This is a genomic window from Brevundimonas sp. TWP3-1-2b1, assembly GCF_049896165.1.
In the GTDB taxonomy this organism is placed as follows: domain Bacteria; phylum Pseudomonadota; class Alphaproteobacteria; order Caulobacterales; family Caulobacteraceae; genus Brevundimonas; species Brevundimonas subvibrioides_B.
In genome coordinates, this window is the sequence record NZ_JAFCTT010000010.1 from 18,660 (window position 1) to 31,157 (window position 12,498).

Here is a 12,498-nt window from a genome sequence, read left to right on the forward strand (position 1 = left end):
AGGGTCCGCGTGTCTCCGGCCGCCGCGACCATCAGACCAGGCCGCTCGACCTCCGCGCCCCGGCCGAGGCGCTCAACCGCGCGCCGGGATCGGTTGAGGAGGATCGATCGAAGGCGGCGGCCTAGATTCGGTCCAGTCGGGCGACGAAGAAGCCGTCGAGGCTTCCGTTCTCGGCCCACATCGAGGGCAGGATGCGCAGCCAGCCTTCGGGAGTCAGGGCCTCGGCCGGAGCGCCCAGGGCTGCCGGATCGGCGGGCGTGGTCCTGAAGGCCGCGTTGCGGCGCAGGAAGGCGATGACCTGGGTCTCGCCCTCTTCCCGCTCCAGCGAGCAGACGCAGTAGACCAGACGACCGCCCGGCGCGACGCGCTCGGCTGCGGCGTCGAGCAGCCGGTGCTGGACATCGGCCAGCTTCGCCACCTCAGCAGGCTTGGTGGCGCGCAGGACTTCAGGATTGCGACGCAGGGTGCCGGTGGCGGTGCAGGGCGCGTCCAGCAGGACGGCGTCGAAGGTGCGCGGGTCGTTCCAGTCCTCGCCGGGCGTGACCACGATCTCGGCGATCAGTCCGGTGCGCTCGAGGTTCTGACGCAGGCGACGCAGGCGCGGTTCGGACCGATCCAGGGCGACCACCGTCGCGCCGGACGCCGCGAGTTGCAGCGTCTTGCCGCCGGGGGCCGCACACATGTCCAGCGCGGTCTCGCCAGCCTTGGGCGCCAGCAGGCGGGCCGGCACGGCGGCGGCGGCATCCTGAACCCACCAGCCGCCGGTCTCGTATCCGGGCCAGGCCGCGACATCGCCGCGCACGCCCGAACGCACGGTCCCGCCGGGCAGGACGGTTCCTTCGATGGCGTCGGCGAGGGCCTGCGCGTCTTCGCCGGGCTTGAGGCTGAGATCGGTCGGCGGCTCGTCGCGGGCGGCGAGCGCGATGGCGGCCAGGGTCGCCGCGCCATAGGCCTGTTTCCAGCGCGCCGCGATCCAGTCGGGCAGGTTGGATTCGGCCGTGGTCAGACCGGGGCCCTCGCGCTCGATGCCGCGCAGGACTGCGTTGACAAGCGCCTTGTAGGGGCGGGTCTTGGCGTCGCGCTCGGCCAGTTTCACGGCCGTGGAGACGGCGGCGAACGCCGGGGTCTCAAGCACCAGCGTCTGCGCCAGCGAGACGCGCAGGATGGTGCGCACCGCCTCGGGCGGCGACTTCTGCAGGCGACGATTCAGGATGGCGTCGATCTCACCGAGTCGACGCAGGGCGGCCATGGCGACGGCGCGGGCGAAGGCGCGGTCGGGACCCGGCAGGCTTTTCAGCTCCGGCAGGGCCATGGCTTCGTCCAGCCCGTTCCGGCGCTCGAGCGCGGCGTTCAGCAGGACGCCGGCGGCGATGCGCGCCTCGACGCCGATATCGGCTGCGCCGTCCGGTTCGGCCGTGCGAACGATCGGCTCACGGCGAGGGCCGCGCGCCTTGTCGGCCATGCGGCGCCCGCGCGCGCCCGAGTTCTTGCCCTTGGGCGTTCCCCCGCTCACACCGAAACCTGGGTGCCGAGCTCGACCACGCGTCCGGGCGGGATGTGGAAGAAGTCGGTCGGGTTGGCCGCATTGCGCATCAGGAAGATGTAGAGCTTGTCCTGCCACAGGGGCATCCCCTGCGACGCCGAGGGCACGACCGAGCGGCGGCCGAGGAAGAAGCTGGTCGACATGATGTCGAACTTAAGCCCCTGTTTGCGGCACTGGCTCAGGGCGCGAGGCACGACCGGGCTCTCCATGAAACCGTAGCTCAGGGTGATCTTCTTGAAGTCGTCATTGATCGGCTCGATCAGCACGCGCTCGCTCTCATGCACGCGCGGCCGGTCGGTGGTCCGCACGGTCAGGATGACGTTCTTCTCGTGCAGCACCTTGTTGTGCTTGAGATTGTGCATCAGGGCGACCGGCGCGACGTCGGGGTCGGAGGTCAGGAAGATGGCCGTGCCCGGAGCACGATAAGGCGGGCGGGCGCGCAGCATCTCGATCAGGTCGGTCAGTGGCAGGCTGTCCTTCTTGGACTTGGCCGACAGGATCTGGGACCCCCGCGTCCAGGTCCACATGATCAGCACCAGGACCGCGCCGAGCACCAGCGGCAGCCAGGCGCCGTCGGGAATCTTCAGCAGGTTGGAGGTCAGGAAGACGCTGTCGATGAAGCCGAACGGAATGAGCGCGCCCAGGGTCGCCCACAGCGGCCATTTCCACTTCTTGGTGATGACCGAATAGGCCATCAGGGTGTTGATCAGCATGACCCCGGTGACGGCGACGCCATAGGCGGCGGTCAGGTTGTGCGAGCTCTGGAACACGAACAGCAAGGTGAGGACGCCCAGCATCAGGAAGGTGTTCACGGCGGGGACGAAGATCTGGCCGGCCTGGGTTTCGGACGTGAAACGGATGTCGATGCGGGGCAGGAGTCCGAGCTGGACCGCCTGCTGGGTCACCGAGAAGGCGCCGGTGATGACGGCCTGTGATGCGATGACGGTGGCGATGGTCGCCAGCACAAGCATCGGCCAGTAGGCGAACTCGGGCACCATCGACCAGAACGGATTCTCGGCCGCGCCGGGCTCGGCGAGGATCAGGGCGCCCTGGCCCAGATAGTTCAGGGTCAGACAGGGCAGGACGAAACAGAGCCAGCCCATGCGGATCGGCGCCTTTCCGAAATGGCCCATGTCGGCGTAGAGCGCCTCGGCCCCGGTGACGGCGAGGAAGACGCTGCCCAGGATGATGAAGCCAAGGAAGCCGTCGTTGATCAGCAGCATGACCCCGTAGTGGGGCGACAGCGCCCGCAGCACCGAGAGGTCGTCGAAGATGTGATAGAGGCCGAGCGCCCCCAAGGCCAGGAACCAGACCGCCGTCAGCGGGCCGAAATATTTCGACAGCCTGGCCGTGCCGCGCGACTGGACCATGAACAGGCCGATCAGGATGGCGGCGGCGATCGGCACGATAAAGGCGTCCAGACGCGTCCCTACACCGGGGGCGTCCTTGACCCCCTCGATGGCCGAAAGCACCGAGATGGCGGGGGTGATGATGCCGTCGCCGTAGAACAGCGCCGCGCCGCAGACCCCGAGGATGAAGATCCAGGCCGACCGCCGGCCGATCGCGTGAGTGGCGAGGGCCATCAGGGCCAGGGTCCCGCCCTCGCCCTTGTTGTCCGCTCTCATCAGAAAGATGACGTATTTGAACGTCACCACGATCATGAGAGCCCAGAAGGCCAGGGAGACGACGCCGATCACGGCCAGTTCGCCGCCTATGCCCCGCTGGGCATGGCCGATCGCTTCGCGCAGGGCGTAGAGGGGGCTGGTGCCGATGTCGCCGAACACCACGCCGATGGCGCCGATGGTCAGGCCCCAGAACCCAGCCTTGCCCACGCCGTGCGCGGTGGCGCCATGCGCGGCGGGGGCGCCCGCAGGGCCGTTCTCGGGCGCGGACCTGGAAGCGGTCGACGGAGCAGGCGGGGCGGGGGAAGCGCCGTCACCGGGGGATGCGTCCCCTGCCATGAATATCCTCCGGGCGCCGCGGTCGGCGGGCCCATCAAAGCGGAGGGCCTGTAGGCTCATTCCGCGGTCGGTTCAATCGCATGGAAACGGTTTCAGTTGCACCGTGTTCGGCGGGCAATCGGCCGGGATTTGTGAATCCCGTCCCGGGCGCCTACCTTGAGGACTGGAACCGGACGAAAATGTCAGACAGTCAACGCTTTCCCGTCGCCGCCCACGCCCTGGCCTATCTGGCCCACAAGGGCGCGTATGACGCCGCCCATGCCTGTCCCAGCGCCATTCTTGCGGCCTCGGTGCCGACCAATCCCGTGGTCATCCGCCGCGTCACCGCCCTGTTGTCCAAGGCCGGGCTGATCGCCACCCGTCCCGGCGCGTCCGGCGGATCCTGGCTGCTGCGGCAGCCGGAAGAGATCCGACTGGATGAAGTTCTGAAAGCGGTCAACGGCTGCGCCCACCTCGGGTCGCCGCCCCTGGGCGCCAAGGGCTGCCCCATCGGGGAGCATATTCCGCGTCAGGTGGCCAAGGTCCTGACCCTGGCCGACCAGGCCGCGTCGGACTCGCTCAGAAAGATCACCATCGCCGACCTGCTGGCCGAGAAGTCCACCGCCCTTGATGGTTTGAACGAGCACCCGGCCTGTTCGGAAGCGATCCGCGCCGCCGGCGCTGTCGCCGCTTAGCGAACCCTTCTTTCGTCATCCACCGGCATGCCGCGCTTTCGCGGCGCAGACCGGGGGACCCCGCGTCGCTCAGGGCGATCTTTTCGCGCGAGATTTATGGCGTCGCAGTGTGCGACAGTTTCGCGCTAACGCGCGCCGCTGGTTCTCCCGGTCTTCGCTGCGCTTCGCCGGAGAATGACGAAAGAAATGAAGCGCGCCATCCTCATTACGGGAGCTTCGGCGGGAATCGGCGCCGCCCTGGCGCGCGTCTATGCCGAAAAGGGCTGGGACCTGATCCTGACCGCGCGCCGGGAGGCGGCCCTGACGGTGCTGGCCGCCGAAATCATCGCCCGGTACGGCGTCGCCTCGACCGTGATCACCGCCGACCTCGCCGATCCCGAGGCGCCCGCCCGGCTTGTCGAGGCCATCGCGGCGCGCGGCCTTGTCGTCGACGGCCTGATCAACAACGCCGGCTTCTCGCGCACGACGGGCTTCCTCGCCACCGACCCTGGGCAGCATGCGGCCATGGTCCAGGTCATGTTGTCGGCGCCCGTCGCTCTGTCCAGGCTTCTCCTGCCGGGCATGGTCGAGCGCGGCTTCGGGCGGATCATCAACGTCGCCTCTCTCGCCGGCCAGATGCCCGCGACCGGCGGCGACACCCTCTACGGTCCGATCAAATCCTTCCTGATCAAGGCGTCCCAGGGGCTGTGGCTGGAGACGCGCGGGACCGGGGTGCACGTCACCGCCCTCTGTCCCGGCTACACCCTGACGGAGTTCCACGACGTCAACGGCTCGCGCGAACAGGTGTCCTCCGCCTATCCCCCATGGATGTGGCAGACGGCCGAGCACGTGGCCCGGGTCGCCTACGACGCCTGCGAGGCGGATCGGCCGAGGGTGACGCCCGGGGCGATGAACAATGTCCTCGCCGCACTCGGCAAGCTGCTGCCGGATGGCCTGGCGCTCAACATGGTGGCGGGCCATGCGCGGCGGCTGAAGCGGATTTGAGCAGCGTCGCTTGAGAAAGGCGGCAAATCAGGCGCTAGGATTACCGCCATGGCGAGGTCATCCCAGGCGATTTTCGGACTGATCGGCCTCGGCGGGCACGGTCGCGAGACCATGCCCTTCGCCCGCGCCCATATCGCCGCCCAGCCGGACCTCGGTATCGACGTCGACCGGGTCGTTTTTGTTGATCGCCACGCCGGACCGGCTGTCGGCGGCCATCTGGTCCTGGCCGAGGACGAATTCGCGGCGATGGACGCCGAGCGGCTGTTCGCCGTGGCCGTGGCCCAGCCCCCAGCGCGTCGGGCTATCGCTGAACGGCTGGAGACGGCGGGATGCCGGACCCTGACCCTGATCGCCAAGACGGCGACGGTCGTGGACAGCGCCCGCGTGGCGCCCGGCGCCCTGATCGCCCCCTACGCCCTCATCAACGCCGACGCCTCGGTCGGCCGGCACCTGATCGCCAATGCCTATTCCAGCATCGCCCACGACTGCCTGGTCGGGGACTTTGTCACGCTCGGCCCACGCGCCTGCGTCAACGGCGGGGTCAGGATTGGCGACGGGGTTGAAATCGGCGCCGGCGCCCTGATCCGCCAGGGGGTGTCCATCGGCGAGGGCGCGGTGATCGGCATGGGGGCGGTGGTGGTCAAGGACGTGGCGCCGGGCGCGACCGTCGTCGGCAATCCTGCGCGGGAGATGACGCGATGAGCGTCTTCTTCATCGCCGAGGCCGGGGTGAACCACAACGGTGATCTGGCCCTGGCGCTCCGGCTGGTCGATATCGCGCACCGGGCCGGAGCCGACGCGGTCAAGTTCCAGACCTTCCGCGCGGACGCCATCTCGGCGCCGGAGGCCCCGATGGCCGACTACCAGAAGACGCGGGACGGCGCGGCCAGCCAGGCAGAGATGCTGAGGCGACTGGAACTCCCCCACGCCGATTTCGCCCGCATCGCCGACCACTGCCGCGTCCTCGGCATCGAGTTCATGTCCTCGCCCTTCGACCTCGACAGCGCCGCCTTCCTGGCCGGGATCGGGATGACGAAGTTCAAGCTGGCGTCGGGCGAGATCACCAACGCCCCCTTCGTGCGCGGGGTCGCGCGGCTGGCGGCGGGCGCGGGTGGATCGGTGATCCTGTCGACCGGGATGAGCACGCTCGACGAGGTGGCCGAGGCGGTCGGCTGGATCGAGGCTGAAGGGAACCCCGGCCTGACCATTCTGCACTGCGTGTCCAATTATCCGGCCCCGGCGAAGGACGCCAATCTGCGGGCCATGGATAGTCTGGCCCAGGCGTTCGGGCGGCCCGTCGGCTGGTCCGACCACACCCTGGGTGACGCCGTATCGCTGGCTGCGGTGGCGCGCGGTGCGACGGTCGTGGAGAAGCATTTCACCCTCGACAACGACCTCGCCGGGCCCGACCACGCCATGTCGATGGACCCGGACGGGCTGGCGCGTCTGATCGCCGGCATCCGCTCGGTCGAAGCCTCGCTCGGCGACGGGATCAAACGTCCTGTCGAGGCCGAGCGCGAGATCATGACCGTGGCGCGTCGCAGCCTGTTCGCCGCGCGCGACATCGCGGCAGGCGCGGTGGTGACGGCGGAAGACCTGATCGCGCTGCGGCCGGGGGACGGAATTTCACCCGCGCAACAGGCCGATGTGGCGGGCAGGACGGCCGCGCGGGCGATTCCGGCGGGAACGAAGCTGGCGGCCCCGGACCTGGCCTAGCGCGTCGCATCGAACCAGCGGCGGCACAGCGCCTTGAAGGGTTCGGCGTTCGCCTCGACCTCGGCCGTATCGGCGAAGGTGACCACGCCCCGGTCCACGGCGGCCCATTTTACCAAACCCGTCTCATCCTCGAAGACGAAACCCTCTGTCGGCTTCACCTTCACGCCGCGATGCAGGACCGCGCGCACGGCCCCGCCCTTGGCCACGCCCAGGCTGATGCGGTCGTCGCCGTCGATCAGGAAGCTCGGCCCGTTCCATTTGACGTGTTCGCTGACGTCCGGATGGCTTTCTGCGACCAGCCGGCGCAGGGCGCTCATCGCGGTGCGCGACGGCTCCGGCAGGGCGGCGACCAGCGCATCGACAGTCTGCGCCACAGCCTAGTGGCCGCCGGCGGGATAGGGCGCCGTCACCCCGATGGCGAACATGCCGGGAAGGGCCTCGCCCAGGCCGGCGAGGATGAACTGGATCGCCAGGGCGCACAGGATCAGGCCCAGAACCCGCACGATGATGGCCATGCCGACGTCGCCCAGCACCCGACTGATCGGCCCGGTCGCGGCGAAGACGACGAAGGTGGCGAGCGCTGCCGCGCCGATGGCCAGGAGGCCCGCGATGGTTCCGGCGTAGCCGATCTTGGCCGCCTCGCCCGCCTGGATGATAATGGTCGAGATGGCGCCGGGTCCGATCAGCAGTGGCATCGCGAACGGAACGATCAGCCGCTTGAACCGGCGGCTGGCGTAGCCCCGCACGTCCTGGGCGTCTGTCAGGGCGTCCTTGTCCGCGAACATGGTCAGGAAGTCGCCGCGCGTCATATCCAGACCCAGCAGCAGCAACAGGATCCCGCCCGCAATGCGGAACGCCGCCAGCGAGATGCCGAAGAACTGCAGCAGCCACAGGCCGGTGAAGAAAAAGAAGACCAGGAAGGCCGCGATGAACAAACAGATCAGGGCGCTGACTGACAGCCGCTGACGGGCGCTCGCCCCCGCTGTCGCGGCGGCGAAGATCGGGATATTGCCGATCGGATCGACCAGGGCGAACAGGGCTACGAACAGGTTGACCCCCAGATCGAGCGCGTCCATTGCCTGTTCCCCAGCCTGCATCATTGAACGCCGGTTCGCCGACGCACCCCTGTGCGCCCGGTCTAGCCGGTCACGCGGAGCCCGTCGATGACCTCGCCTCTCCTGTCCGACCCGCGCCTGATCGTCGGGCTGGACCTGCCGGCCATCGAAGCGGCCCGTGAACTGGTCCAGCGGATCGGAAATGGCGTCGAGAGCTACAAGGTCGGGCTGACCCTTCTGGCTCGTCCCGGCGGCGTCGCCTTCGCCCACGAACTGCGCGCCATGGGCAAGACGGTGTTCCAGGACTGGAAGCTGCATGACATCGGGGCCCAGGTGGAGGGCGCGGCGCGCTCGGTCGCCGAGGGCGGCTGCGACCTGCTGACCGTCCATGCCGAACCGCAGGTGATGCGGGCCGCGGTCAAGGGGCGCGGCGGACACGCGACGAAGATCCTCGCCGTCACCGTCATGACCAGCCTGTCGGATGAGGACCTGAAGGAGATCGGCTATTTGGCCAGGGCCGCCGACCTCGTCGAGGTGCGGGTGCGTCAGGCCCTGGACTGCGGCGTTGACGGGGTGGTCTCCAGCCCCCTGGAGGCCGCCCGCGTGCGCGAGATCGCCATCGAGGCCGGGCGTCCGGACTTCCTGATCGTGACCCCCGGCGTGCGCCCGGCCGGCGGCGACCTGGGCGACCAGCAGCGGGTGGCGACGCCCGCCGATGCGCTCCGGGCCGGAGCGACCCATCTGGTGGTGGCGCGACCGGTGATCGCGGCCGAGAACCCGGTAATGGCGGCGGCCCGGATCGCCGCCGAGATGGACGCCGTCCGCTAGTTATTCAGTCCCGAGGTCAAGTGGACCGGGTCTGAGGTGAAGCGAGTGGCAGGCGCCGTTCGATCTGGACCGGGCAGGGTGCGGCGGTCCGTGCTGGCGGCGGCGCTCGAGGGACGGATGGACGACATCCGCGAGCTGCTGAGGACCTCCGCCGCGCTGGACACCCTGATCCCGGGGCCCTGGCCTGGCCGGCCGCTGCGCTGCCGTCAGGGACCCTTGAGCGTAGGGTGGTCGTCCTGTTCGCCGGCTCTCTGTCGCGGATCCAGCAGCACCCCCGACACGGTCGCGGCCAGGATCCGCGCCGCGAACGGCAGGCGTGCGAGCTTGCCCAGCACATGGTCGCGGACCCAGGGCAGGGCCTGGCCGTCGGCCTGGTAGAAGGGGGTGAAGCTCATCGACAGCCCCTGATACAGCCGCACATGCCAGCGACGGATGCGGGCGTAGGCAGCCAGGGCCTCGTCGAGTTCGGCGTGTGTCGCCAGCGCCTCGGCCAGGGTCAGGGCGTCCAGCAGGCCCATGTTGACCCCCTGACCCAGCTGGGGACTGGTCGAATGGGCCGCGTCGCCGACGACGGCGAGCCGGTCGGCTACAGGCAGGGGCAGGGTGTGGTGGCCGTAGCGGGCGAGGGTCAGGGACTCGGGATCGGGGAGGGTCTCCAGCAGGCCGGCGACCTCGGGCCACAGGCCGCGCACCTCGGCCTTCCACCGCTCCATCCCGGCGCGCAGCCAATAGTCGTGGTCGGCGGGCTTCAGGCTCCAGAAGAAGGTGGCGAGCCGGTCGGGACTGTCCGGGCGGGCGCCGACCGGGAGGATGCCGATCATGCGCGAGGCGCCGCGATAGACCTGTTCCAGCGCCGTGGCGTCGAACGGATCGCCGGGCCAGGGGACGGTGGCCCACAGGGCGCCCCATTCGAGTTCCTGTCGCCGTCCGCCCTGTTTCGCCAGGAGTTCGCGGGCGATGGGGGAGCGGGCGCCCGAGGCGTCGACGATCAGGTCGAAGGCGGGCCCGGTCACGCCGCTGGCGTCGCTCAGGCGGCCGTCGGCGGCGGAGGCGATCTCCTGGTTGGTCTCGAACGCGACGCCCCCGGCGAGGCAGGCGTCGTAAAGGACCTCGAAGATGGCGGCGCGGTGGACGCCCAGGGCATTGATGCCGTCGGGGCGAGGCGACTTCAGGTCGGCGTAGCGGACGTCGAGCACGACGCGTCGGTGTCGGGCTTCGCGGCCGAAGATGTGTTCGAGCGGCTGGCCGAGCGCCTTGACCCTGTCCGTCAGGCCGAGGCGGTCCAGCACATGCAGGCCGGTCGGCTGGAGCATGAAGCCGGCGCCGATCGGGCGCGGTTCATCGAACCGCTCGTGGACCACGACGCGCCGGCCCTGACGCGCCAGCATCAGGGCGAGGGCCAGGCCGGTCGGGCCGGCGCCGACGACGGCGACGGTCCTCGGCACCTTAGTTGGGAACCAGTTCGATCAGGTCGAGGTTGGACTCGTTCTGGGGCCAGGGGAGAACGAGGCGCCAGCGGGCCTCGCCGATCCGCTCCAGCACGGCGACGATGTCGCGGTCCGGGCGCTGACCGTAGGAGTTGGCGGGCGGCTCGGCGGCGAGGGCGATCGAGCCCAGCATGACCATCTGGCGGGCGTTCTCGGGGAAGAGCAGGCCGGAGGGGCGCTGGGAGCCGGTGGTCTTGGAGAATTTCAGGCCGCGCGGCGTCTGTTCGATGCGGCAGTCGAACCAGCCGTAGACGACGAAGCCGAGGCCGGTCTCTCCGCCCTGGGAGCCCAGTTTGACGGTGCGGCAGCGGTATTCGCCGGGCGGGGGCGCCACGTTGCTGCGAGCGGCGTCGCGCTCGATCAGATCGCCGAGCGAGGTCAGGTCGCCCGAGCCGGGCTGACGCCGCGCCTGCTCCAGCGCCAGACGCCAGGCGGCGTCCCTGCGGGCATAGCGGTCGCGGTCGATGGCGCTGACGATACCGCGCCAGTCGCGCAGCACAGGCGCGCCGGGGCTGGAGGGCGGCGGTGGGGGAGGCGGCGGCGTGCTGGCGCAGGCTGCGAGCAGAAGGGTGGTCGAAAGGGCGAGGATGCGCATCGCCGCAAGGGGCCTCACGCCTTGGCTGACGTCAAGCCGTCAGACGATCATCACCGTGCCGAGCAGCAGGTGGCAGCCCCGTCGGCCCATGATGATGTTGGTCGCCGATTGCAACTGGGCGGCCAGGCGTTCGACGTTCGGCACGCCGCCGGGCAGGAGGGTGTTGGCCTCGCGCTGGACCAGGATGTTGAACACCGCCCGCATGCGTGGCTGGGATTGTTCGGCGCGGAGTTTCAGGGCGGCGTCAGGGGCGTCGACCCCGGTCTCCACCGTCATCACGCCCCGGCGGCCGTCGGCGCGCATCGTGGTGGCGGTGATGGTGGGATAGCGGACATAGCCGCCGGTCGATCCGCCTCCGCCGCCGCCGGACGCGAGGGCAGGGGTGGCGGCGAGGGCGAGCGGGGCGACGAGAAGGGCGCGACGTTTCATGCGCCCCTTGTGACATGGAGGCGGTTAAGGGCGGGTTTGCGTGAAATGTCTCCCTCCCTGTTTGGGGAGGGTGGTCGAAGCGCAGCGAAGACCGGGTGGGGCCGGCAAGGCAAACCTCACGGGCCTGCATCCCCATCGCCCTGTCCTCCCCACCCCGTCGCAGCGCGACGACCCTCCCCATGAAGGGGAGGGAGTTTTTCATCTACGCCGCCGCCTCGACCCGTGCGGGCTCCATAGGCTTCAGATTCAGTAGGGCGAACAGCCGGGCGTCCTCGTCCTGTTCCGGATTGGGCGTGGTCAGCAGCTTGCCGCCGACGAAGATGGAGTTGGCGCCGGCGAGGAAGCAGAGCGCCTGCATCTCCGGGCTCATGGTCTCGCGTCCGGCCGACAGGCGGACCATGGCGCGGGGACAAACCAGGCGGGCGACGGCGACCGTGCGGACGAATTCGATCGGATCGATCTCACCCTCTTTCAGGACCCGCTCACCCAGGGGCGTGCCGGTGACCGGCACCAGGGCGTTGACCGGCAGGCTGTCAGGATGCGCCCGCAACGTCGCCAGGGCGTGGAGCAGACTGGCGCGGTCCCGGCGGCTCTCGCCCATGCCGACGATGCCGCCGCAGCAGGTTGACATCCCGGCGTCGCGGACGTGCTCCAGGGTGTCGAGACGATCCTGATAGGTCCGGGTCGTCACGACCTGAGCGTAGTATTCCGGCCCCGTGTCGAGGTTGTGGTTGTAATAGTCGAGCCCGGCCGCCTTCAGCTGCTTCGCCTGGTCGGCGGTGAGCATCCCGAGCGTCGCGCAGGTTTCCAGACCGAGCGCCTTCACGCCCGAGATCATGGCGGCGAGTTTCGGCGTGTCGCGATCCTTCAGCTCGCGCCAGGCCGCGCCCATGCAGAAGCGCGACGCGCCGCCTGCCTTCGCGGCCATGGCCTCGGCGAGGACGGCGGTCGTGTCCATCAACTTTTCGGCCTTCAGGCCCGTGTCGAAGCTGGCCGATTGCGAGCAGTAGCCGCAGTTCTCGGCGCAGCCGCCGGTCTTGATCGACAGCAGTTGGGACTTCTGCACCTCCGACGGATCGAACCAGCGGCGATGAACGGTCGCGGCCTCGAACACCAGTTCCATGAACGGACGGGCGAACAGGGCCTCGACTTCGGTCAGGGTCCAGTCGTGGCGGGGGGTGCTGAGATCGGTCATGGGCAGGGTGGTGACGCAGCCTGCGACCGGAC

Annotated in this window: 13 protein-coding genes; 5 read left to right on the top strand and 8 right to left on the bottom strand. The window is 69.5% G+C overall.

Annotation, left to right across the window (positions count from 1 at the left end):
• Nucleotides 1-121: 121 nt before the first annotated feature.
• The gene (locus ACP7AB_RS10900; RefSeq protein ID WP_425991196.1) at nt 122-1,513 is read right to left on the bottom strand and encodes an RsmB/NOP family class I SAM-dependent RNA methyltransferase; all 1,392 of its coding nucleotides are present in this window, start codon (nt 1,511-1,513) and stop codon (nt 122-124) included.
• Nucleotides 1,510-3,504, bottom strand: coding sequence for a potassium transporter Kup (locus ACP7AB_RS10905; RefSeq protein ID WP_425991195.1), 1,995 nt, complete (start codon nt 3,502-3,504; stop codon nt 1,510-1,512). The genes ACP7AB_RS10900 and ACP7AB_RS10905 overlap by 4 nt, the downstream gene beginning before the upstream one ends.
• A gap of 179 nt (nt 3,505-3,683) precedes the next feature.
• Between ACP7AB_RS10905 and ACP7AB_RS10910 the strand changes: the two genes are divergently transcribed.
• The 4 genes from ACP7AB_RS10910 (at nt 3,684) to neuB (ending at nt 6,877) form a co-directional block, all read left to right on the top strand.
• Nucleotides 3,684-4,178, top strand: a complete 495-nt coding sequence (locus ACP7AB_RS10910) for an Rrf2 family transcriptional regulator (protein WP_425991194.1) — start codon at nt 3,684-3,686, stop codon at nt 4,176-4,178.
• A 186-nt stretch (nt 4,179-4,364) separates the two neighbouring features.
• Nucleotides 4,365-5,162 carry an SDR family NAD(P)-dependent oxidoreductase gene (locus ACP7AB_RS10915; RefSeq protein WP_425991193.1) on the top strand — a complete coding sequence of 266 codons (798 nt, stop codon included), beginning with the start codon at nt 4,365-4,367 and terminating at the stop codon, nt 5,160-5,162.
• A 48-nt stretch (nt 5,163-5,210) separates the two neighbouring features.
• Entirely contained in the window at nt 5,211-5,864 is a 654-nt protein-coding gene (locus tag ACP7AB_RS10920; protein ID WP_425991191.1) for an acetyltransferase, read from the top strand.
• Nucleotides 5,861-6,877: an N-acetylneuraminate synthase gene (neuB, locus tag ACP7AB_RS10925; protein ID WP_425991189.1), complete on the top strand. Its 1,017-nt coding sequence runs from the start codon at nt 5,861-5,863 to the stop codon at nt 6,875-6,877. The genes ACP7AB_RS10920 and neuB overlap by 4 nt, the downstream gene beginning before the upstream one ends.
• Here the strand turns inward: neuB and ACP7AB_RS10930 are convergent.
• Together ACP7AB_RS10930 and ACP7AB_RS10935 are read right to left on the bottom strand one after the other, a co-directional pair.
• Nucleotides 6,874-7,251, bottom strand: coding sequence for a DUF1801 domain-containing protein (locus ACP7AB_RS10930; RefSeq protein ID WP_425991187.1), 378 nt, complete (start codon nt 7,249-7,251; stop codon nt 6,874-6,876). The two genes, neuB and ACP7AB_RS10930, sit on opposite strands and share 4 nt — an antisense overlap.
• A gap of 3 nt (nt 7,252-7,254) precedes the next feature.
• The gene (locus ACP7AB_RS10935) at nt 7,255-7,953 is read right to left on the bottom strand and encodes a MarC family protein (RefSeq protein ID WP_425991185.1); all 699 of its coding nucleotides are present in this window, start codon (nt 7,951-7,953) and stop codon (nt 7,255-7,257) included.
• Between the two features lie 87 nt (nt 7,954-8,040).
• Here ACP7AB_RS10935 and pyrF point away from each other — a divergent pair, with 87 nt between their 5' ends.
• Nucleotides 8,041-8,760: an orotidine-5'-phosphate decarboxylase gene (gene pyrF / locus ACP7AB_RS10940; protein WP_425991183.1), complete on the top strand. Its 720-nt coding sequence runs from the start codon at nt 8,041-8,043 to the stop codon at nt 8,758-8,760.
• A gap of 206 nt (nt 8,761-8,966) precedes the next feature.
• Here pyrF and ACP7AB_RS10945 read toward each other — a convergent pair whose 3' ends face one another.
• The 4 genes from ACP7AB_RS10945 to bioB form a co-directional block, all read right to left on the bottom strand.
• Nucleotides 8,967-10,205 (bottom strand): FAD-dependent oxidoreductase, encoded by a 1,239-nt coding sequence (locus ACP7AB_RS10945; RefSeq protein WP_425991181.1) that lies wholly within the window; start codon nt 10,203-10,205, stop codon nt 8,967-8,969.
• A 1-nt stretch (nt 10,206) separates the two neighbouring features.
• Complete coding sequence (locus tag ACP7AB_RS10950; RefSeq protein ID WP_425991180.1) at nt 10,207-10,842, bottom strand: DUF4893 domain-containing protein; 636 nt, start codon at nt 10,840-10,842, stop codon at nt 10,207-10,209.
• A 39-nt stretch (nt 10,843-10,881) separates the two neighbouring features.
• Complete coding sequence (locus ACP7AB_RS10955; protein WP_425991178.1) at nt 10,882-11,271, bottom strand: Tat pathway signal protein; 390 nt, start codon at nt 11,269-11,271, stop codon at nt 10,882-10,884.
• 202 nt (nt 11,272-11,473) lie between these two features.
• On the bottom strand, nt 11,474-12,466 hold the full coding sequence (bioB, locus tag ACP7AB_RS10960; protein WP_425991234.1) for a biotin synthase BioB: 993 nt from the start codon (nt 12,464-12,466) through the stop codon (nt 11,474-11,476).
• Nucleotides 12,467-12,498: the final 32 nt, after the last annotated feature.